At 58.5% G+C, this 22811-nt stretch carries 17 protein-coding genes; 7 read left to right on the forward strand and 10 right to left on the reverse strand.

Going from position 1 to position 22811, the window contains the following annotated elements; translation table 11 throughout:
- The 3 genes from RTX98_RS04495 to RTX98_RS04505 form a co-directional block, all read left to right on the forward strand.
- Positions 1–854: N-acyl amino acid synthase FeeM domain-containing protein (locus RTX98_RS04495; protein ID WP_312794894.1), on the forward strand; the 854-nt coding region annotated here is incomplete at its 5' end.
- Between the two features lie 4 nt (positions 855–858).
- A complete protein-coding gene (locus tag RTX98_RS04500) occupies positions 859–1413 on the forward strand; it encodes an isoprenylcysteine carboxylmethyltransferase family protein (protein WP_312794895.1) in 555 nt (184 codons plus the stop codon).
- Between the two features lie 5 nt (positions 1414–1418).
- On the forward strand, positions 1419–3713 hold the full coding sequence (locus tag RTX98_RS04505) for a putative bifunctional diguanylate cyclase/phosphodiesterase (RefSeq protein ID WP_312794896.1): 2295 nt from the start codon (positions 1419–1421) through the stop codon (positions 3711–3713).
- 520 nt (positions 3714–4233) lie between these two features.
- On the opposite strand, the gene RTX98_RS04515 is transcribed toward RTX98_RS04505, so the two are convergent.
- Positions 4234–5883 (reverse strand): ABC transporter substrate-binding protein, encoded by a 1650-nt coding sequence (locus RTX98_RS04515; protein ID WP_312794897.1) that lies wholly within the window; start codon positions 5881–5883, stop codon positions 4234–4236.
- Positions 5884–5948: 65 nt separating this feature from the next.
- The gene (locus RTX98_RS04520) at positions 5949–6614 is read right to left on the reverse strand and encodes a TetR/AcrR family transcriptional regulator (protein ID WP_312794898.1); all 666 of its coding nucleotides are present in this window, start codon (positions 6612–6614) and stop codon (positions 5949–5951) included.
- Positions 6615–6753: 139 nt separating this feature from the next.
- Between RTX98_RS04520 and RTX98_RS04525 the strand changes: the two genes are divergently transcribed.
- Complete coding sequence (locus RTX98_RS04525) at positions 6754–8790, forward strand: NADH:flavin oxidoreductase (protein ID WP_312794899.1); 2037 nt, start codon at positions 6754–6756, stop codon at positions 8788–8790.
- Positions 8791–8838: 48 nt separating this feature from the next.
- On the opposite strand, the gene dddP is transcribed toward RTX98_RS04525, so the two are convergent.
- Genes dddP through RTX98_RS04540 form a run of 3 tightly spaced genes read right to left on the reverse strand, consistent with a single transcriptional unit; the run spans position 8839 to position 12558 of the window.
- Entirely contained in the window at positions 8839–10179 is a 1341-nt protein-coding gene (gene dddP / locus RTX98_RS04530; protein WP_312794900.1) for a dimethylsulfonioproprionate lyase DddP, read from the reverse strand.
- A gap of 44 nt (positions 10180–10223) precedes the next feature.
- Positions 10224–11315, reverse strand: a complete 1092-nt coding sequence (locus RTX98_RS04535) for a hybrid-cluster NAD(P)-dependent oxidoreductase (protein WP_312794901.1) — start codon at positions 11313–11315, stop codon at positions 10224–10226.
- Complete coding sequence (locus RTX98_RS04540; protein WP_312794903.1) at positions 11305–12558, reverse strand: aromatic ring-hydroxylating dioxygenase subunit alpha; 1254 nt, start codon at positions 12556–12558, stop codon at positions 11305–11307. The genes RTX98_RS04535 and RTX98_RS04540 overlap by 11 nt, the downstream gene beginning before the upstream one ends.
- 170 nt (positions 12559–12728) lie before the next feature.
- Between RTX98_RS04540 and RTX98_RS04545 the strand changes: the two genes are divergently transcribed.
- Positions 12729–13601, forward strand: a complete 873-nt coding sequence (locus tag RTX98_RS04545; RefSeq protein ID WP_312794906.1) for a LysR substrate-binding domain-containing protein — start codon at positions 12729–12731, stop codon at positions 13599–13601.
- 59 nt (positions 13602–13660) lie between these two features.
- Here the strand turns inward: RTX98_RS04545 and RTX98_RS04550 are convergent, their stop codons facing one another.
- Positions 13661–14455 (reverse strand): helix-turn-helix domain-containing protein, encoded by a 795-nt coding sequence (locus RTX98_RS04550; RefSeq protein ID WP_416223065.1) that lies wholly within the window; start codon positions 14453–14455, stop codon positions 13661–13663.
- A 100-nt stretch (positions 14456–14555) separates the two neighbouring features.
- Here RTX98_RS04550 and RTX98_RS04555 point away from each other — a divergent pair, with 100 nt between their 5' ends.
- Positions 14556–16121, forward strand: coding sequence for an ABC transporter substrate-binding protein (locus RTX98_RS04555; RefSeq protein WP_312794910.1), 1566 nt, complete (start codon positions 14556–14558; stop codon positions 16119–16121).
- A gap of 80 nt (positions 16122–16201) precedes the next feature.
- The gene (locus tag RTX98_RS04560; protein WP_312794912.1) at positions 16202–18199 is read left to right on the forward strand and encodes a CocE/NonD family hydrolase; all 1998 of its coding nucleotides are present in this window, start codon (positions 16202–16204) and stop codon (positions 18197–18199) included.
- Positions 18200–18362: 163 nt separating this feature from the next.
- Here the strand turns inward: RTX98_RS04560 and RTX98_RS04565 are convergent, their stop codons facing one another.
- The 4 genes from RTX98_RS04565 to RTX98_RS04580 form a co-directional block, all read right to left on the reverse strand.
- Positions 18363–19565 (reverse strand): mandelate racemase/muconate lactonizing enzyme family protein, encoded by a 1203-nt coding sequence (locus RTX98_RS04565; protein WP_312794914.1) that lies wholly within the window; start codon positions 19563–19565, stop codon positions 18363–18365.
- Positions 19566–19610: 45 nt separating this feature from the next.
- Complete coding sequence (locus tag RTX98_RS04570) at positions 19611–20642, reverse strand: L-idonate 5-dehydrogenase (protein WP_312794915.1); 1032 nt, start codon at positions 20640–20642, stop codon at positions 19611–19613.
- Between the two features lie 39 nt (positions 20643–20681).
- Positions 20682–21455, reverse strand: coding sequence for an SDR family oxidoreductase (locus RTX98_RS04575; protein ID WP_312794916.1), 774 nt, complete (start codon positions 21453–21455; stop codon positions 20682–20684).
- 68 nt (positions 21456–21523) lie between these two features.
- A complete protein-coding gene (locus tag RTX98_RS04580) occupies positions 21524–22804 on the reverse strand; it encodes a TRAP transporter large permease subunit (protein ID WP_312794917.1) in 1281 nt (426 codons plus the stop codon).
- Positions 22805–22811: the final 7 nt, after the last annotated feature.

Here is a 22811-nt window from a genome sequence, read left to right on the forward strand (position 1 = left end):
GTTTTTCTCCCTTAGTCAACCATCCAATGCAAGCTCATGCCGGACCGCTCCACTCGAAGAAGGAGCATTCTATGACCAGCATAATCTCAACAACCGCAACCGATGCTTGGCCTCAGCAAGGCAGTGCCGAAGCAGTGCGCTCGGAGGAACGATCCGAACGCAGCACAAGGCCCAACACGCGCCATGCACGACCGAGCTTCTATATCGGACGGCTTGCGATCACGGATGACGTAAGGAGGGATGCGTACCGAGTGCGCTACCGCAGTTATGTGGCGGGTGGGTACATCAAGCCGAACTCCAGCGGCCTGTTCAGCGATAGCTACGACGACATGCCGAACGCGAGGACGATCGTCATATACGATCAGGATATGCCTTTGGCGTCAGTTCGAACATGTACCCTTGCCCGGGGAACCGATCTGACCTCGCCAGCCTGCGAGGTGTTCCCGAAAGAAATCGATGCCTTGCTTGCAGGGAAAGCCGATGCCTTTGCAGGCCGTGGCATCGAGACCAACCGGTTGGTCCGCGCCCCGGAGGCCGAAAACAATCAAGGTCTCGTCTTCCTGCTGTTCCGAATGGCAGCCTATGTTGCCATCTGCTCGCACGCTCAAATTCATCTCGCCTGTGCCCGAAGCAATCACGCGCCATTCTACAAGCGCATGGGTTATGAGCCCGCCTCCGGCTTACGCCCTTACCCCGGACTGACCTGTCAGATGCGTCTTCTGGAAAGTGATCGCGGAAGATTGGACGCGGTGCGCAAGAGCTTTCGGGTGATCGACCCGCTTGGGGGTTCAACGGGCGATCTTGCCGGGTTCTTCAAGGGCGAGCCCTTCACGCTCTCGCTGGCAGGAGCGTAGATCCATGTTAGAAGCTCTTGTTATCATATTCGCCATTGTCACAATCGGCTCCTTCAGCTGGGGACTAAGAGGCCACTTCCGGGCTCCCGACGGAATGCCCAAAGGCATGCAGGCGCTAACCGCGGTCAGCGGCCTTGCAGGGTTGCTCCTCGTCTTCCTGACGCTACGCAATGGTGTCGAACTGCCGGAAACACTCGGCTTCGTCGCGATGTCGCTGCTAGCGCTTTCGCTGTTCTGGTGGGCGGTCGAGACGACCCGACGCCGGCCACCTCACGTTGCACATAGCGGGAAGGATCCGGACACCCTCTATGAGGACGGCCCTTATGCTTATGTCCGCCACCCCTTTTACCTCGCATATTGCTTGTTCTGGGTGGGATCCGCGATTGCGGTTGGTGGACACCAATGGCTTGTCGCAGCATTTCTCGTGATCTGGTACTATGTAACATCGCGAAGGGAGGAGACCCATTTTCTCCGTTCGTCGATGGCGGGCTCTTATTCCGAGTACCGGCGCCGAACAGGTATGATACTCCCGAAGGTCCATAGGATTCGGCACAGGTGATCAGTTTGGGTTCGGGTATCGCGCTGGTGAGAAGAGGCGTCACCACGATGCAACGCCTTATCCGGTTGCAACGGCCCGAATCCAAATTCGAGGAGGCCGCCCTCAACGATCAGGCCGGTCTCCTTTTTTATCTCGGCATATTGTTTGCCACGACGGGCATCTGCACGATGACATTCATCGTGCTGCAATTCAGGCCATGGGATCGGCCCTTTCTTGTCGTCGCATGTGCTGCCATCCTGCTGAGCTACGCACTTATCCTTCTGGCTTCGCGGCAATGGCGACGTCGTGGCAACGCCTCCCGCTTTCTTCGCATTGCATGCGTGCTCTATATCTGCCTTGGAACCAGTTGGGGCGCGCTGATCAACGGCCTCTTGTTCTATAGCGAGCCGGACCAGCGTGCGCTCGCCATCGGCCTCGCGCTCGGCGTCGTTTCCACACCGATCATCTGCGTGCCTGCAGTTGTAGCCTTCAGCTTTTTTTTGCCGGTCGCGCTCCTTTCGATCGTCGGCGTCGCGCTTCTCGATGTGGCCGATACGGTCACTGTCATCGCCTTCACCATCTTTACGCTCTACGCTGTGATCGGCATTGTCGGCTTGAACACGGCCTTCATCGGCCGCTCGGATGCGCAAGGGGCACTGCAGCAGAAGATCGAGACGGTCAACGTTTTCCTTCGCGAATATCAAGAAGGATCGCCCGACTGGTTGTGGGAAACCGATGCCCAATTTTGCCTGAAACAAGTCCCGCTTGAACTCGCAAGAACCCTAGGCCTCGAACCAACCAGATCCGATCTCCAGCGACTCGATGACTTGTTTCTGTCCGTAGGAACTGCCGACAACCGCCTTGATCTTGGAAGTCTCTTGCAACAAGGGCGCGCCTTTCGGGAAATGACTGTCACTGCGCAGAGCCATTCGAGGCAGCGCTGGTTCACATTGACGGGCCATCCCGTGCATGACGAACGGGGCGGCTTAATCGGTTTTCGTGGCATCGGCCGGGACATAACGGAGCGCTACGAGGCGGACATGAAGTTGGCCTACATGGCTCGCCATGATGGGCTGACGGGGCTTTTGAACCGCAAGGCTTTTGTTGCCCGCGTTGAAGAGGCATGCCGCGAAGGCGGTCGCTTCGCTCTGCTCAGCATCGACCTGGATGATTTTAAAGGTAAGAACGACAATTACGGGCATCACATCGGGGATGCACTGCTGGTGGAAGCTGCGCGGCGCATCCAGTCGCTGCTCAGACCAGCCGATGCGGCGGGACGACTTGGCGGAGACGAGTTCGCAGTGCTGGTCAGCGACGCTGACATCGATTTCGCTTATTCGACCGCAACGGCTCTCGCTCGCCTGCTTGCCGAACCAACCACTATCGACGGGCAGACCGTTTTGCCGGGTGCAACGCTCGGGGTCGCCGCGTCGGACGGGTCTGAACAGGACGCCACCCGGGTTTTCCTGATGGCTGATCTTGCGCTCTACAAGGCGAAAGTCTCGTCCAAGGGCAACGCAGCCCGCTTCGAACCCCATCTGGAAGAAGCATATTTCGCGCGGCTTGTTCAGGAACAAGAGTTTGTAGACGCCCTCGACAGGCAAGAAATAACCGTCGCCTACCAACCGATTGCCGATCTAATGACTGGACAGGTCCTCTGCGTCGAAGCTTTAGCACGCTGGTTTCATCCTCAGCGCGGCGCGATCTCGCCCGCTGTTTTCGTGGAAACCGCCGAAAGGGGTGGCTTGATCGACCGTCTGGGCGAAGTAATTCTTCGGCGAGCGTGCATGGATGCGGTTCAGTGGCCGGAGACGGTACAGATCAACGTTAATCTCTCGCCGAAACAGTTAATCAGCGGCCGTTTTCCAGCCTTGCTCGCGTCGATCCTTCAGGAAACGCGATTGCCTCCCTCGCAGCTTGGTATTGAGATTACCGAAAACGTGTTCATCGACTTTGCCGAAGATTCGATCCAACAGCTTCGGACCATCAGCAACTATGGCGTCAAGATCATTCTAGACGATTTCGGAACCGGTTACTCGTCCCTGAGCTATCTGCGGATGATCGAAGTCGATGGCCTGAAAATCGATGCCAGCTTTCTGCGTCAACTGCCAGACCGAAAAGTGGAGGCGATCATCCGAACAGTCACGCGTCTAACAGCCGACTTGAACATCTATCTTGTTGCCGAAGGGATCGAGCGGCCGGAGCAACTGGAATGGCTCCGTGAAAACGGCGTCCAGTTCGGTCAAGGCTTCCTGCTGGGCCGACCCCGGATCGATCCACAGCTTGGACGCATTGATCTTAGATCGAGTATATCGTCATAAGCGCGATAGTTCAACGACGCCCCTATATCGCTGCCGTACCCCGCGGCCACCGGCTCGAGGATCGCCCAGTAATTCGAAACATCGTGACCATTGCCGCTCTGCATGGTCTCAACTTGGCCGCTCGTCTCTCGGTCCGCATCCTTCTCCTCCAACACGGAAAGGCCGCGGCAGACGGCGCTCCGGAGCCGTACTCTCCGCTAACAACACGGCCGATAGCTATGGTGTCAGGTTTAACGTCGAACGAGGAGCGATTTGCCAGCTTTGGACTAATCCTACTTCGCTTTACTCGTCTGATTACCAATGTGATGCAGCGCTTGCGGCAAGTACGATTAACGTCTCGATCCAGAGGAAAGTTGAAGGGAGTGGGAGCAGCGGTTTGCTTTCCGCCAAATCGGCAACGCTTGTTCTTTCTGGTGACGATATCATGCCCGTATTCTTAGTCATTCGTATCGATTGACCAAGTGGGAAGGGGAGACAAACCACCTAGGCATGGCGATCTGCCTCAATCCTTCACTAGAACTTACGCCTGTTCTAGCCAGACCTTCTGGAAGTCCATCTGGAAAGTCTGATGCACCCCATAGCCCTTCACCTTGGAGTTGGTGTGGCTATACAGGTTTTGCCAGAAGGGCTGGATGATCACGCCGGAATCCTGCAGGATCGTCTCGATGTCCTTCATGACCTCCCGTCGCTTTTCCGGGTCCGAGATCGACAAGGCTTCCTTGAGCTTGGCGTCGAAGGCTGGATCGGAGTAGGCGCTTTCGTTCCACGCCGCGCCGGTGCTGTAGCCTAGTGAGAGCGTCTGAACCGCAAGCGGACGCATGTACCAGATGGTGATCGAGTACGGGTACTTGGTCCAGTCGTTCCAGAAAGTGGAACCCGGCAGAACGGTGCGCTTGACCTTGATGCCAGCTTCACGCAGCTGCGCCGCAATCGCGTCGCCCGTGTTTTTCTGCCAATCGTCCTGGATGGTGATCAGGTCGTGCTCGAAGTTGGTCTGGCCGGCTTCTTCCAGAAGTTTCTTGGCCCCTTCGAGGTCACGGGTCTTCTTCGGCAGCTCGTAATATTCCGGCTGGATGGGGCTGACATGGTGGTTCTCACCGATGGTTCCACGACCATTGTAGCCGAGTTGCAGGACCACGCTGTTGTCGACCGCCATTTGCAGGGCGTTGCGCACGCGCTTGTCGTCATAAGGCTTGTTTGCCACGTTGGTGCGCGCGACGACCGTGGTTGCCGTCTTCACTTCCGACTGGACGAGATCGAGACCGTTCAGGATGTCGATGAAGTCGGCCGGCGTTTCGAAGTTCAGATCGATCTCGCCGGACTCGAATGCGTTTACGGTGGTGGAGAAATCCGTGCCGTAATCGATGAACTCGATGCCGTCGAGCAAGGCTTCGCCGCCCCACCACTTGCCATTTTCACGCCGTTTGACAACAGCCTTGGTGCCGGTCTCATAGGAAACAAGCTCGAACGCACCCGTGCCGATTGGCTTGCCGACGGGATCGTCGTTGGCGGTGAAGCTGCGGTGGACCACGAGCGCCGGGTAATCGGTCAGGTTAGCGATCAGCGAGATGTCGGGCTCTTTAAGCGTCAGCTTGACGGTATGATCGTCGACCTTGACGATGGCGCCCTCGCGCGGTTTGCCTGAGGCTTCATCGACGAGGCCTGCGACGCGGGCAGCCATCGAATTGCCTGCAACGCCCTTCTCTGTCCATCGATTGAAGTTGTGGACGACGTCGTCCGCATTGAAGGCATCGCCATTGGTCCAAGCAACGTCCTTGCGCACATGCAGGACATATTCCGTGGCGTTTTCGTTGACCTCCCAGCTTTCCAGCAGCACGGGTTCGAAGGTGAAATCGCGCGTATAGGTAACCAGTGGTTCGAGCCAAGTCCGCGAAATGTTGGCAAGCTCGACCCAGTCGTAGCTGCGCGGATCCTTCTGGCCTTTCACGGCCATGGAAACGCGAATGACACCGCCCTTTTGTCCTTCCTGGGCAAACGCCTTGGTCGGCAGGGCAGCCCCGATCATACCGTACGCGAGTGCGGTCGATGCGCCGAATGCGCTGGCAAGCGCCAAAAACTCGCGACGATCGATCGATCCTTTCCGCACCTCCAAGGCCATCTTTTCGATGGACGGCGGTACCTTGTTCCCATTGCTTCCAAAAAAACGCATGTGCTTTCCCCTTTGTTGGTTTTCTGAAAAGTCTCACCACGTGTCGGTACTCAGCTGAAGGTCCGTTACACCTCCTTGTTCGCGCCGCGAATGCCTGCTGGCGCATCGCGCTCGGGTTCCAGGATAAAGCTGTGGCGGGACGCAAAGCGCTCCATTTCGCGGCGTTGCGGCGCGTGCCCGGTGTAGATCTGCACGTAGGAGGGGATGCGCCGCATGCGGAGCGCGATGTCTTCCCTGGTGTTCATCGAAATATAGCCAATCTGCACAAGATAAACGGTGCGCGCGCGTACCTCAGCGTCCAGATCTGAGAAACCGAATTTGATGAACATGGCGGCCAGGGCTGATAGCCTTGCCTCATCGGCTTCCAGCACTTGAGCTGCCACTTCGGGCGATTGCAGCGCCCAGCTTCGAACGGCAAATTCGAATTGCGAGTCGAAGATCTGGGGATCAAGCCAGCAGTCCATAATGTTGAGCATCGCTTCCGCGATCGTCTCCGCATAGGCCTCGCAGCGACCCTGGATGCCGGAGGTATTCTTCGCCTTCCAATTCGCCAGAAGTGCATCGAGCAACTGCTCGCGGTCGGTGAAGAACCAGTAGAAGCTGGTCCGCGAAACATTCAACTTCTTGGCGAGAGGCAGGATCTTGACTGCATCCACGCCGCCTTCGACCAGCGCTTCATAGGCGCTGGACAGCCAACCTTCCCTAGACCCTTTCCATGCTGTTTCGTTCATCGCGCCACCTTGCGTCACAACAAACAATACCGAATGTACATCGCTGTCAACTTACCAGAACACCATTCTTGAGTATCTTGACAGTGGTGTACATTAGGGATTCTATTCACGTAGCCCCACCCAGAGTAGGCAGGCGACTATGTCCACCGATCCATTATTGCAGCCCTATACGCTCAAGCATCTCACCTTGCGCAACCGGATCATTGTTACGTCGCACGAGCCGGCCTATTCCGAGGATGGGCTGCCGAAAGATCGATATCGCGCTTACCATGTCGAGCGAGCCAAGGGTGGCGTGGCGATGACGATGACGGCGGGATCGGCGGCCGTGTCGCTCGACAGTCCGCCGGTGTTCAGCAATGTGCTCGCCTACAAGGACGAGGTCGTTCCCTGGTTGAAGCAGCTGACGGACGAGTGCCACGAGCATGGCACGGCGGTCATGATCCAGCTCACCCATCTTGGCCGCCGCACGAGGTGGGACAAAGGCGACTGGTTGCCGGTCGTCGCGCCATCGCATGAGCGCGAGCCTGCTCATCGTGCGTTCCCGAAGAAGATAGAGGACTGGGATATTGCGCGGATCGTTGGGGAGTTCGCCGATGCCTCGGAGCGGATGAAGGCCGCAGGCATGGATGGGATCGAGTTCGAGGCCTACGGGCATCTGCTCGACCAGTTCATTTCGCCGCTGACCAACACGCTGGATGGGCCTTATGGCGGATCGCTCGATAATCGGATGCGGTTCATCTTCGAGGTGTTGGGCGCCGTCCGCAAGCGAGTCGGGCCCGACTTTATTCTTGGCGTGCGCTATACCGCGGACGAGGATCTGTCAGGTGGCACGGGGAAAGAAGAGGGTTTCGAGATTTCCCGTCGGCTGCGCGACAGCGGGCTCATCGATTTTCTTAATGTCATCCGCGGCCACATCGATACCGATCCCGGCCTGACCGACGTCATCCCCATCCAGGGGATGAAGGCGTCACCGCATCTCGATTTCGCAGGCGAGGTGAAGGCCGCGACTCAGTTTCCTACCTTCCACGCAGCGCGCATCCCCGATGTCGCGACCGCCCGTCACGCTATTGCGTCCGGCAAGGTCGACATGGTGGGCATGACGCGCGCGCACATGACCGATCCGCATATCGTGCGTAAAATCATGGAGCGTCGCGAGGACGAAATCCGCCCATGCGTTGGGGCGAATTATTGCCTGGACCGCATCTATCAGGGCGGCGCGGCCTACTGCATCCACAATGCGGCCACTGGGCGCGAGCTGACGATGCCGCATGTGATCCCGAAGGCGGAAGCCGCCCGCAAGATCGTAATCGTCGGCGCTGGTCCGGCCGGGCTGGAAGCTGCGCGGGTCGCCGGCGAGCGCGGCCATGACGTGACGGTGCTGGAGGCTTCGAATGCTGCTGGCGGGCAGGTCCGTTTGACGGCACAAAGCGCGCGCCGCGCCGAGATGATCAGCATCGTCGACTGGCGCGTCGCGCAATGCGAACGGCTCGGCGTGAAGCTGCGCTTCAATCAATGGGCGGATAGCGACAGCGTTCTGGCGGAGAGGCCGGATGTGGTTGTTATCGCGACCGGCGGACTGCCGCATACGGACGTGTTGACAGCTGGCAACGACCTCGTCGTGTCGGCGTGGGATATCATCTCAGGCGATGTAAAGCCCGGATCGAACATGCTGATATATGACGATGCAGGCGACCATGCCGGGCTCCAGGCCGCTGAATTCATTGCTAAGTTTGGCGGCAAAGTGGAGATCATGACGCCAGACCGCGCCTTTGCGCCTGAAGTGATGGCGATGAACCTCGTCCCCTATATGCGCTCGCTACAGGCGCTGGACACCACCTTCACGGTGACCTTCAAGCTGGAAGAGGTTCATCGCGACGGCAATCAGTTGCTGGCCGTCATCGGCAGCGATTATGGTGGTGTACGCAAGACGCGGAAGTTCGACCAGATCGTCGTCAATCACGGGACGATCCCGCTGGACGAGCTTTATTTCGAGTTGAAGCCGCTGTCGCGCAATCTGGGCATCCTTTCGCATGACGACTTCATCAACGGACGCGCGCAAACAGGGGCAGACAACCCAGACGGCACATTCCAGCTGTTTCGCATCGGCGACGCGGTGGCGGCGCGCAATACGCATGCCGCGATCTATGATGGGCTGAGACTGGCGAAGGACCTCTAGACGGGATTAAGATCGCGATCGAATGCGTTCGGTCGCGATCATCACCGGCTACTCGCCCAGCAAGCGCGGATCGAGGGGATAGCGTGTCAGGGTCTCGTGGCCGGTTTCGGTGATCAGGACCTGATCCTCAAGCTTGATCGAGAAGTCGCCGCCCTCAGGCGAAATCAGCGCTTCGACGCAGACCACCATGCCCGGCTCGAAATGATGCTCGAACGCGCCTTCGACATATTGGTCGGGATAGGCAATGTTCGGCCATTCGTCGCAAAGCCCGACGCCGTGCATCATCAGCCCGTACTTTTGCTTTTGGTAGAGTGCGGGAAGCCGGTGTGACTGCTCGATGAGGTCTCGGAAGGCAAGGCCCGGTTTCAGGAGGGCGGTGTTTGTCTGAATGTGGTCGCGCGCCAGCTTCATCGCATCGATCATATCCGAACGTGGTGCCCCATCGCCGATCCACCAAGTGCGACTGATGTCCACACAGATGCCATAGCTGCCGATCAGATCGGTATCGAAAGCCACGATCTCATTGTCCTGAACGACACGTGGCCCACATTCCTGGAACCAGGGATTGGTGCGTGGACCCGATGTCAGCAAGCGTGTTTCGATCCATTCGCCGCCGCGCTTGATGTTGCCGGCATGAAGCACCGCCCAAATGTCGTCTTCGGTCATCTCGCCTTTCGGAACGCCGTCGCGCGCGGCGACCTCCATCGCCGCCACCGCGTGTTCGCAGGCGATCGACGCGCAGCGCATGGCCCGGATCTCGTCTTCGCCTTTGATAGAGCGCGCCTTCTCGGTCAGCTCCTTACCCGGAAAGATCTGCAACCCTTGCGCTTCCAGCGCTCGCAGGCCTTCGAGCATGATCTTGTCGACCGCAAGCCGCTTATTGGCGCCGCCATGCTGCTCGATCAGCACCCGAACCTCGTTGGAGAAGGCATCGGCTGCGACGTCGATCTTATCGCCGCGGTCGAAATAAAACAGATCCGCCCCCGAGCGCCGCTCGCGCACCAGTGGGTTGAACTGGGAAAGAAATGGCGAGCTTTTGTAGTCCCAGATGACCATGTAGCCATCGGCGCAAAGCAGCACGGCACGGAACAGATTATGCGCGTTCCAAAGCTGCATATTGGTAGAGTCGGTCGCATAGCGGATGTTTAGCGGATCGAACATCAGCAGCGCGCCATAATCGCGGGCAACGATATGCTGAGTCAGGCGTGTCCAGCGATGCTGCCGCATGGCGGCAAGATCGGGCAGGATCAGCCCAGCCTCTTCCCATTCGCGATATGCCAGAGCGGTCGGCCCGATCTCGGTCCGGTCGCCGTCGTTCGATGTGCCGTCGCCTAGCGTCGCGCCACGGGTTGGATCGATCTTCCGGCGGTCGCGGAAATAGGTATCCATCGAAGTGACCTTGCTTAAGCGCTGGGGATTTCAGGAAGAAGATTTCAGCGATCGATCACCAGATCGCTGGTTGGCTTCGAGCAGCATGGAAGGAAGAAGCCCGCGTCGATCTCGCGCTGCCTTATGCCGCCGTTGTGCACCATGTTGACGGAGCCGGAAACCAGCTTGGACTTGCAGGTGCCGCACATGCCGTTGGCACAGGAAGACGGAATGCGGATGCCTGCCTTCTTGGCGCAGGACAGTACGGTTTGTTCGGCCGACACCTCGATCGAGCGCGCCTGCTTGGAAAACTGAACCGCGTAAATTGTTTCAGCCGGAGCTTCGATCGGCACCACCACATCGGCATCGATCACTGCGGCGTCGAAGCTTTCCTCGATATAGCGATGCGTCGGCACGCCGGCCTCAACCGCGATCTTGCGTGCTGCGGCCATGAAGGGTGCAGGCCCGCAACACATAACGGTGCGTTCAGCGAGATCAGGAACGGCGAGCCGAAGATACTCCGCGGAAATGCGGCCGGTAAGGCCCGGCCAAGACGGTTCTTCGCCAAGCTGTTCGGGCAAAAAATGCAGGCGTAATGTCTTGAGGCGAGCGGCCAGGCCTGAAAGCTCATGACGAAAGATCAGGTCAGCCGGTGTGCGGCCGGCATGAACGAAGGCCACATCAGCCCGCTCATGGCTGTCCGCCAGTTCCCTGACCATGGACATCACGGGCGTAATGCCCGAGCCACCAGACAGGAACAGGTATTTCTGTGCTGCGCCTGCTGGACGGATAAATGTGCCGAGCGGTCCCTGCGCCGTCACCGCCATCCCTGGCTGCATCGTATCGTGCAGCCAGTTGGACATGTGGCCACCAGCGACGCGCTTGACCGTGATCGAAAACGCATTGCGCCGCAGCGGCGAGGACGAGACGCTGTAGCAACGGCTGTCATCTTCGCCGCCGGCGGGAAACGTAAACAGGAAGTATTGGCCGGCCCGAACATCGAACTGCTTTCCCTGCGCCGAAGCGAAGGTGAAGCTCTTCACGTCATGCATTTCCTGATGCACGTCGAGGCAGATCAGAGCATCGTCCGCCTCCGGATCCCATACTTGCGATAAGTTGGCGTAGGGAACGCTGGTGGTGAACGCGCTAGTATCCATGCGCATGCATCCGGTCGACATACCATGCCGCGAATTTCTCAAGATAGGTCTCGGAGAAAGGCGAATACGGTCCTGGAATATAGGCAGGATCCATCACACCCGCATGCGAGCGCGAAACGAGATCCGAGTCTTGATCGGTCGTCGCGATCCACACATCGGTCAGCTTTTGAAGATCGTAGTCGACGCCTTCGACTGCATCCTTATGCACGAGCCACTTGGTGCGCACCAGGGTTCGGCCAGCCGACAGCGGAATGACGATCGAGACCACCGCGTGATCGCCCATAAAGTGCTTCCAGCTGTTATGGCCCCACAGATGGGTGTCGCCGAGATCCTTGCGCGTCATTGTGCCGAGAAGCTTCGACGAGGCGGCTGTCGCATCGTGGGTCTGGGACTCGCCGGCACCCGATATGATCAGGCGCTGGGTCCGAAAATTCGTAGCGCAATCGGTCAACTGCTCCACGGCAGCCGATGGGTGACCTTCGGCCTCCCAGCGGCGTGTCCGCTCGGCATAGAGTGCGAGGTGCTCGTCGGCCTGCGCCTTGTCTTCCGGGCTCAGACTGTCTGGATCATAGCCGAAATCGAGATCGACGAAGGATACGCAGAGTTCGGGATGATTGGCCGAGCAATGGTAGCATTCCCGGTTGTTTTCGAGCGTCAGCTTCCAGTTGCCTTCCTCGACCACGTCTTTCTCATAACCAACTTTGGTATTGCGGATGTCATAGGGGGCAAGGCGCTCGTTCATCACGCGCTCGAGCTCGTCGATGTCATCCGGCGGGTTGTCCGAGAGGCAGACATAGATCAGGCCGCTGACAGCGCGGAAGTTGACCGCCTTCAGCGACCGGCATTCCTTATCGAAGTTGGCTCCCATATGCGGCGCATAAACGAGTTCGCCGGTCAGCTCGTAGGTCCATTGATGATAGGGGCAAACGAGCTTGGATACGATGGTCGGCCCGCCATCGAGAATGCGTGAACCGCGATGGCGGCAGACATTGTGGAAGACGCGGACCTGTCCATCATCATCGCGCAGAAGAATGAGGCTGCTTGCACCGATATCGATGACGGTCGCATCGCCGGCTTCAGGCACGTCGCATTCAAGCCCGATGCAGATCCAATGCTTGCGGAAGAAGACGTCGAGATCAGCCTCGAACACGTCGTCGCGAATATAGAGCCCCGCTGGAAGCGAGTGGCCGGCGGCACGCGCGTTCAAGAGTGAACTGATGGTGGGTACTACTCTGTCAAGCATGACATTCCCTAAAGTCAGTTTTGAGCAAGCTGCTACAGTTCGTAAGAGCGCTCAACTGCAGGAATGCTGTTGCGTGACATCAGGAAAACTGATGCAACAAGAGCGTCAAAAGTTCCTTGAGGCAAGACGTGACGGGTCTCAGACGAAGGCTACCACCAGTAACAGCCCTGATGGTCTTCGAGGCCGCCGCGCGCCTGCGCAGCTTTACGCAGGCGGCCGAAGAACTTGGGGTCACGCAGGCCGCTGTGAGCCGTCAGATACACCTGCTTGAAGAGGCGCTCGGCTTTCCGCTTTTCAAGCGGCTTCACAGGCGCATCGAGCTGACCGAAAAAGGCCGTGCCTTATCCACGGCCTCGACGGGAGCCTTCAACATCCTGGCCGACAGTGTTGCAGAGATTACCCGTCGCAACACCTCGGAACAGTTGGTGATCTCAACAACCGTCTCGTTCTCGCAATTATGGCTGTTGCCCAGAGTCTCAAGCTTTTCCCGCGCGCATCCCAATATCAAGCTTCGGATCATCTCCCAGGATAAACGGGTCAATGCTCAAAGTGGCGAAGCGGACTTATCGATCCGCTATGGTCATGGCACCTGGCCTGACGGAAAAGCTGAGTTCCTGTTCAATGACGAGGTATTCCCCGTCTGCTCGCCGGACTATGCCAGTGCGATGGGCTCGATTTCCGATCCCGGCGACCTTCTGCGCTACAATCTGGTGTCATCCGACTCGGATGAGCCGGGATGGGTCGGATGGAGCGAATGGTTCTCGGCCTTCTCGATCGATGTGCCGACCGCCAACTTCGGAATGCATACCAGCTTCTACATGGACAGCATTCATGCGGCCCTGATGGGCGAAGGGATCGCCCTCGGCTGGTCGCGGCTCGTGCAGCGTCTTCTCCAAGAGAAGCGGCTCGTGCGAATAACGCCATACGCCATGCCCACCCATGACGGTTACTTCATCGTCGTGCCCCGGCGGCGTAGTGAACGCAGCGACGTCTCGCTTTTCGTGAACTGGATCAAGGATCAGGCTCGGGAGAGCGCGAGCTGATGGGGTCTATATGCCCACCCGCGTCGTCTGTTCATTACGCCGGCGATGCGTAGTTCGTATCAGCTGCGTGCGAGGGTGGTGATGGACGATCCAGCCTGCAGCAGAAAAGACGAAACGACCGAGGAAAGCGCACCGGAGGATGTCCAGTAAATCCCGCAATTTTTTAACAGCGCGCGCCGATCGGTCTCCAGGCCGCGGTGGCGCCAGATCGTGCGGGTTGCGTAAGGAAGATTGTCGTTTCGCCACGACAGCCCCATCGTAAGGCCCCGTAAATATTGCCGCTGGTGGATTTCAAACGGCATCAGGATCGTTTGTCCGAAGGTCGGCGCTTCGCCGCGCGTTACCTCGGTGAGGAAGATGCGGTTGCGCTGAAAGGCTGCCAGCCCAACATAGCGCGAGCGTTGCCGAATGCCGCTTTCGAGGTCGTCGATCCGCTCCAGCGACGTGACGAGAACCTGTCCCTGACTTTCACGCAAGTGGGCGCAGGAACAAACGATCCTGTCCGGCCACGACAACGAGACATGCCAGGTCTGGTAGAAGCCGAGATAGGGACGCAGCGCTTGCGGGTTTCCGGGGAAGGCATTTGCCAACGGACCGTCCATCAGTTGCGGTCGTTTGGCCTCTTCCAGCTTACGTCGAAAGAGCGGCGTCGGAAGATCGAAATCGACGGGATCGAGCCCGAAGGCCGCAGCGATGCGCAAACGGTTATGCGCCGAAGGCTCGCAGTTTTCGTTGATGTAGCGGTTGAATTGCTGGCGGTTGATGGCAACCGAACGACACAAATCCGAGATTGATGCTCGTGTGCTGCAGGCCAACCTCAAATTCTCAAAAAAGTGGGTTGGATCCTTGCGCATCATCGTAGCGTAAAGGTGCGTAAATCCGCGTCAAGCCGCGAAATTGTATTGCGTGCATCTCGGGTCACAATCCCCGCCAAACAAAACAAAAGGGGATCCGATGGACAATTTGCAAAAGACTTTCAACATGAGCCGCCGCGGCTTTTTGCAGGGAAGTGCAATGCTTGGCCTTTCTGCTTCGGCAGGGATTTTGAGCACCGTGTCTGCAAGGGCGCAGGAGCCAAAGCGCGGCGGCAATCTGCGGCTAGGCCTGGCTGGTGGCGCTTCTGCCGATACGCTTGATCCAGCGCTGGCCTCTGCCAGCGTCCTCTTCGTTATCGCCCATTGCTGGGGAGATACGCTGGTCGAGTCGCATCCGGAAACCGGTGCGGCGCTGCCCTCTCTTGCCGAATCCTGGACGCCATCGCCGGATGCAAAGGAATGGACCTTCAAGATCCGCACGGGCGTGAGTTTCCATGACGGCAAGCCGATGACGCCGGCCGACGTGGTCGCCACGCTGCGACGCCATGCCGATGAAAGCTCCCAATCCGGCGCACTTGGCCTCTTGGCGGGCATCAAGCAGATTGAAGAGCGCGCCGGCGACGTTGTCATCACCTTGGCCGAAGGCAATGCCGACCTGCCACTGGTACTGACCGACTACCATCTGCAAATCCAGCCAAACGGCGGCAAAGACAATCCGAATGCCGCAATCGGCACCGGCCCCTACAAGCTCGTCGCCTTTGAGCCCGGTATTCGCGCGAATTTCGAACGCAACACCAGCGATTGGCGTGATGATCGCGGCTTTGTCGACAGCGTCGAAATCACCGTGATGAACGATTCGACCGCGCGCATCAGCGCGTTGAGCGCCGGGCAGGTCGACTTCATTAATACGATCGAACCCAAGGTCGTTTCGCTTCTTTCGAACGCGCCGAATGTCGAGATTTTGCGCAGCGCAGGCAAGGGTTTCTATTCCTTCCTGATGCATTGCGACACCGCTCCCTTCGACAACAACGACCTGCGGCTTGCGCTTAAATATGCGATCGACCGCGAGGCGATCCTAAAGCAGGTTGTCGGCGGCTTTGGCACGATCGGCAACGATTATCCGGTGAACGCCAACTACGCGCTTGCGCCAACCGACATCGAACAGCGCGCTTACGATCCTGAAAAGGCCGCCTTCCATTTCAAGAAGTCGGGCCACGACGGACCGATCCTGCTTCGAACCTCGGAAGCGGCGTTCCCGGGTGCGGTCGAAGCTGCACAGGTTTTCCAGCAGAGCGCATCGAAGGCGGGGATCCAGCTCGAAGTGCAGCGCGATCCCAACGATGGCTACTGGACCGAGGTATGGAACGTCCAGCCGTTCTGCGCTTCCTATTGGGGTGGACGTCCGACGCAGGATGGGCGCTATTCGACATCCTATGTATCGACCGCGGAATGGAACGATACCCGCTTTAAACGGCCTGACTTCGATGCCATGGCAGCGAAAGCGCGCGCTGAGCTCGATGAAACCAAGCGGCGGATCTTGTATCGTGACATGGCGGTGATGGTGCGCGACGAAGGTGGCCTGATCCTGCCTGTGTTCAATGATTATGTGAACGCCGCCTCCAAGACGCTGAAGGGCATCGTCCACGACATCGGCAACGACCTGTCAAATGGACGCGTAGCTAGCCGGGTCTGGCTCGAAACCTAATCCTGCACTGTCATGTGCCCACCGATCGCCGACCAACGGCGATCGGTTCCCTTAGACTTCATCGTGCCTGCTGAGATCTCATGACCGACACGTCTTTCCACGTCATTGAAAACGAATGGATCATGCTGAAGGACGGAACCCGTCTTGCGGCCCGGATCTGGATGCCTGACACGGCGAGCAAGGACGCCCCGGTTCCAGCGGTTTTGGAGTTTTTGCCCTATCGCAAGCGCAATGGGACCGCTCCGCGTGACGAGTCGACCTATCCGGTTGTCGCGGCAGCGGGAATTGCAGGGGTTCGCGTCGATATTCGCGGTTCCGGTGAGTCCGACGGCGTCATCGACGGGGAATACACACCACGCGAATTGTCGGACGCGGTGGAGATCATAGAATGGATCGCCAGCCAACCGTGGTCCAACGCCGGCGTCGGGATGATGGGCATCTCGTGGGGCGGCTTCAACTGCCTGCAGGTTGCAGCTCTCAAGCCACCCTCGCTGAAGGCGGTGATCTCCATCGCATCGACTGTCGACCGCTACAACGATGACATCCACTATAAGAATGGCGCACATCTATCGGCGCAGTTCTCCTGGGCTGTCACGATGAGCGCCTATCAATCGCGTTCACCTGACCCGGAACTCGTTGGTGAACGCTGGTACGATATGTGGCTGGAGCGCTTGGAGCACGAGCCCTTCTTCATGGAAGACTGGCTTTCGCACCAGTGCCGCGACGATTTCTGGCGCCAGGGCTCCATCTGCGAAAGCTTCGACGATTTCCCCGTTCCTGCGCTCGTGATCGCCGGATGGGCCGACGGCTACCGCAACACGCCCTTGAAGGCAGTCGAAGGAATGCCAACGAAGGCCAAGGCGCTGATTGGACCATGGGTCCACAAATATCCGCACTTCGCTTATCCCAAGCCGCGCGCCGACTTTCACGCCGAAGCCATCGCCTGGTGGCGTCGCTGGCTCTGTGACGAGAACACCGGCGCAGATGATCTCCCGCAGGTTCGAGCCTTCATCCTGGACGGACCCAAGCCGTCGCGCTGGCGCGAAACCGATCCCGGCTACTGGATCTCCAAAGATGCCTGGACCGAGCCGCAAAAGCTGACCCTACGCCTGGATGCCGCTGAACGTCTGCAGCAGGATCCTGCTTCAAGCGCGTCGGGAACAGCGAGCCTACAATCGCCGCTCGATACGGGCACAACGGCAGGCGAATGGTTCACGCTCAAGCCGGATGCCGAAATGGCGGGGGATCAGCGACTGGACGATGCCGGCTCGCTATTGTTCGACAGCCAGGTGCTGGACACGGAGCACGTTCTGCTTGGCCAACCCTCGCTGAGCCTCGCATTGTCGAGTGACGCGCCCCTTGCAAACCTTATTGTGCGCCTAGTGGATGTGCATCCGGACGGAACGGCCACGCGCGTGTCCTATGGTGTGCTGAATCTAGCCCACCGAAACGGAAATGCGCATCCACAGCCTTTGAAGCCTGACGAAACAGTCGAAGTCACGCTGGTTCTTGACGCTTGCGGCTACCGCTTCGCACCGGGGCACCGCATGCGGGTTTCACTGTCGAGCGCCTACTGGCCAACAATACTGCCGCCGCCTTTCGATGCGACACTCATGATTGACCTCGCTTCGCTCCTAATCGAGCTTCCTTTGCTGGGAGATCATCGTCGCGCCGAGGTCGCTGAACCAGCCAATCCAGATCCGCTGCCGCGCTATGAAGTCATAGCGGACGGCTGCTCTACGCGTTCGGTCGAGCGTGACCTTCGCGAAGGCGTCACCCGCTACAAGGTCAGTGAGGATACGGGTTTGAACCGTCATCCAGGCAATGGCTTGGCGACGCGGGACACCGTGGACCAGGTTTGGTCGATCAAGCAAGGCGACCCATTGTCAATGAAAGCCGAAGCCCACTACACATGCACCGCGAAGCGCGAGGACTGGGAAACAAGGTCCGTCGGTTCAATGCGGATGTCCTGCACTGAGACTGAATGGATCGTCACGGAGCGAAGGGAGGCCTTCCACGGCGAACGCCGCGTTTTCTCCCGCGAGCGAAGTGTCCACATACCTCGCAACCAAATGTAAGCTCGTTCAATTTGGTTGCCTTTAGTTTTGGCTTAGGCTGATGATACCCGACAGCAATTTAGCTCTGATCGCGAGCGCCCGTTTGACTGTCTGCTTTGCACCTTGATGAGCAGAAAAAGACGTTCCCTTTATAGCCGTAATCGACTTTCGACTTCCACAATGATTAGCGGCTCGACGCATCTGATTTGCGGCGCGTAACAGTGAAAACCTGATCGAGATCAGGATGTAATTCCAAACCAAGACCGGGACCCGGTGGCACGGTGATCATCCCGTCTCTTACTTGTGGAAGAGCCGTTACGAGGTCGCGGTACCACGTGCGGTAGAAGGCGCGAACGCTCTCCTGGATCAGGGCATTCGGTGCATTCAGCGAGAGATGTGTCGACGCAGCAAGCAGGACGGGTCCGGTACAATCATGGGGAGCAATCGGGAGATGCCAGGCTTCCGCCATTGAGGCGATCTTGCGTGCTTCCGAGATGCCACCGCACCAGCCAACATCGAGCATGACCACACCGGCGGCGCCGGTTTCGAGGAGGTCACGGAAAGCCCAGCGTGATCCCAGTGTTTCGGATGCAGAGATCGGGGCAGGGGAGACTTCGGCGTAGCGCTTCAGGTCCGAAAGACTGTCCATCTTGATAGGGTCTTCGTGCCAGAAGGTCTGGTAGGGCTCTAAGGCTTTCGCGATCTGCATGGCCGGAAGGAGCTGCCACATGGAGTGGAACTCAACCATGATGTCCATCTTGTCGCCCACCGCCTTCCGGATCTTTTCAAACGGGGCGAGCGCCAGCTTGAGGTCCGGCAAAGAAATATATTGCCCGCGTGTTTTCTCCGCTGCGGCATCGAACGGCCAGATCTTCATTGCCGTAATCCCTTCTTCAAGCAGGGAATGCGCCAGGTCGTCCGCGGTGTTCAGGAAGCTGTTCAGATCGTCATAGGACGTCCCTGCAGTCAGCCCGTAATTTGCGGTGTTCTGTCCCGTATTGCGCTTGACGTAATCGGTGCCAGCACAGGTGTTGTAGGTACGGATCTCCTTGCGCGTGAAGCCGCCGAGAAGCTGTGCGATTGGAAGGTTCGTTGCCTTACCGAATATATCCCAAAGCGCGATATCGAAAGCCGAGTTGCCGCGTACTTCCGCACCGGATGAGCGGAAGCCGATATAGCCCACCAGATCCTGAGCAAGCAGATCGATCTCTAAAGGATCGCGGCCTATCACCCGTGGCGCGATGAACTCGTGGACATGTGCTTCAACCGCGCTTACGCCGTAGAATGTTTCCCCAAGACCGGTGAGCCCCTCATCCGTATGGACTAGAACCCAAAGAAGGTTCTCCCGCTCGTCGATGCGCACGGTTTCAACCGCTGTGATCTTCATGAACTTTCCCTCTATGCCGAAGCGCGCTGCCAGCTCTAGATTTGGTCAGAAAACCAGATGAACCTTCATCGACTTTGTTCGGTCGCTCGCAAGTTCGAATGCCTCAACGGCTTGGTCCATCGGGACCCGCGCGGTCAGAAGCGGGCGCACGTCGATGCGGCGTTCAGAGATCAGTTTTGCCGCCCAGGCAAACTCTACGTCGAAGCGGAAAGTGCCCCGTACGACAAGCTCCTTGGTGACGATGGCGCTGATTGGCAGCGTTACGTGATTGCCCATGCCAACAACAACGATGGTGCCGCGCGGACGGACGACTTGCAGCAAGCCGGCTAGGACTGCGCCGTTGCCCGAGCACTCGAAGGCGACATGAAATTGGCCTTTCCCTTCTGCGTAAGAAGCAAGTCCCTCAGGCTGAGTGGCCACATTGACAACGGTATCGGCACCGACGGACTTTGCGATTGCAAGAGCAGGGTCGGAAACGTCGGTGGCAACAATCTCGGTTGCGCCTGCAAACCGGGCGGCGAGAATGGTTAGGCAGCCGATCGTGCCGGTACCGGTGACAAGCACGCGCTTGCCGACCAGCGAACCAGCTTGGGTGATGGCGTGTAAGCACACGGCGAGCGGTTCGCAGCAAGCCGCTTCTTCGAACGGCGTATCGGCGGCGACGGGCACGGCCTGTTCAGCTTCGACAACGATCTCTTCGCGAAAGAGGCCTTGCACATGTGGAAAGCGCATGGCGGAGCCGTTGAACCGCATGTCCATAGCGTGCTGGCGTTGTCCCTCTTGTATGAATTCGCAATTGCCCAACGGACGGCTTGGATTGATGGCGACGCGCTGGCCGACCACAACATTGCTGACGTCTGCACCGATCGCGGCAACCTCTCCCGACGCTTCATGTCCGAGGATCATGGGTTCACGCACCCGAACGGTTCCGAAGCCGGCATGGTGAAAATAGTGAAGGTCAGACCCGCAAATGCCGCCGGCCTTCACACGGATACGCACTTCGCCCGGTCCTGGTTCGCCAATGTCGCGTTCCTCGACCCTGAGATCATGCTCCTTGTGAAGGACAACGGCTTTCATAATTAGGTCCTAGAGGCTCTGGATTGGGGATGCAGGCGATCAGAGCTGGGCGAGCCAGCCGCCGTCCACGTAAAGCGTTTGGCCGTTGATGTAGTCGGACGCGCTGCTCGACAGGAAAATGGCTGTGCCCACCAGTTCTTCCGGCTTGCCCCAGCGGCCGCTCGGATTGGAAGCGCGTACCCAAGCATCGAACTCCTTGTTGTCGATCAGCGCCTGGTTCATGTCGGTCAGGATGTAGCCGGGGCCGATCGCATTCGCCTGGATGTTGTGCGGCGCCCACTCAACCGCCATGGTGCGGGTGATGGCGGTGATCGCGCCCTTGGACGCGGTATAAGGCGCAACAGTGGCGCGGCCTGCGGCGCTGACCAGTGAAGCGATGTTGACAATCTTGCCGCCACGCCCGCGGGCGATCATCCGCTTGGCGGCCTCGCGAGCAATGATGAACGAGCCGGTGAGGTTAACGTCCAATACCTTCTGCCAGTCTTCGACACCGAGATCGACCATCGGCCTGCGGATCTGGATGCCGGCATTGTTGATGAGGATGTCGATTTCCAAGCCTTGTCTGTCGAAGGATTCGAAAGCGTCGACGACAGAGCCCTCACTGCCGACGTCAAAATGCAGACCGGAAACACTGTGGCCCTTCTCTGCGAGCTTCGCGGTGGCTTCAGTTACGCCTTCAGGGCGCGTGCCGTTGATGATCACGTGTGCGCCAGCATCTGCGAGACCCTCAGCATAGGAAAGCCCAAGACCGCGCGTGGAGCCTGTGATGAGCGCCGTGCGCCTGGAAAGATTGAAAAGCTGCTTGAAAGACATCGGCGTCGCCACGAGACAAAGTGAAAGGTAGGGAAGGCGGGCCGCTAAGCCCGCCCTTCGGTGAATCGTCAGCGAAGCCAGCTTGCTGGCACTGTGATCAACGCGGGGAAGAGCACGAAGGTGAACAGCAACACGGTATAAGCGATCAGGAAGGGCAGCATGCCCTTGATGACCTGATCCAGTTCCACACGTGCCACGCCCGAAACGACGTTCAGGACGGTGCCCACCGGCGGTGTGATGAGGCCGATCGCGTTGTTCATCATGAACATTACCCCGAAATAATAGGGATCGATGCCCGCCTGCTTCACGAGCGGCATCATCACCGGAGTGAGAATCAGGATCGTCGGGGTGAGGTCGAGCGCGGTGCCGACCAGGAACACAATGACCATCAACATGAACATGAAGAGGATCTTGTTTTCCATGAATGGCGCGAGCGATTCGCCGATTTCCTGCGGAATGTTCGCAACCGTGATGAGCCAGGCCGAGACATAAGCCGCCGCAACGAGGAACATGATCGTGCTGGCGGTTTTCGCCGCCTGCAAGAGCAGGGACGGAACGACCGAGATCTTGAGCTCACCGTAGACGAACATGCCAATCAGGAAAGCGTAGACGACCGCAACGACACCAGCTTCGGTGGGCGTGAAAATGCCGGTCTTCATGCCGCCAATGATGATGGCCGGCAGAACAAGCGCCCACACGCCTTCCTTTAGCGCGTTCAAGAGACGCGACATATCAAACGTATGGTCCGATGCCATTCGCTCGTCTTTGCGTGCATAAAAATACCACGTGACCATCAGCGTGGCGGCCATCATCAGGCCCGGCGCAATTCCCGTCATGAAAAGGCGGGTTACAGAGAGCTCGGCAGCCACACCAAACACCACGAACGGGATCGATGGTGGAAGCAGTGGTGCAACAATACCGGCAGAGGAAATGAGGCCGGCAGATAGTGGCACCGGGTACCCGGATCGACGCATCAGCGGTATGACGACGGCGGCAAGTGCTGCACAGTCGGCGATGGCCGAGCCGGAGATCGCGGCTAGGATGAGCGCCGCAAACACGGCAACATAGCCGAGACCGCCGCGAAAGTGGCCAACTGCGGCAATCGCCACGTTGACGATGCGCTTAGAAACGCCACCGGCATTCATGATTTCGCCAGCAAGGACGAAGAACGGCAGCGCCATCAGCGGATAATTGTTGGCACCGTCCAGCACGTTCTCTGCAAGGATCTGCACGTCGAAGATGTCCAGATGTATCATCAGGACCACGCCGCAGATCAGAAGAGAGAAGGCGACCGGAATACCCAGCAGCATGGCTCCGCAGAGTGAGCCGACGAAAACGAAAATTGTCATGTGTCTT

Origin of the sequence: Tianweitania sp., from assembly GCF_032053605.1 — a bacterium.
Classification (GTDB): domain Bacteria; phylum Pseudomonadota; class Alphaproteobacteria; order Rhizobiales; family Rhizobiaceae; genus Tianweitania.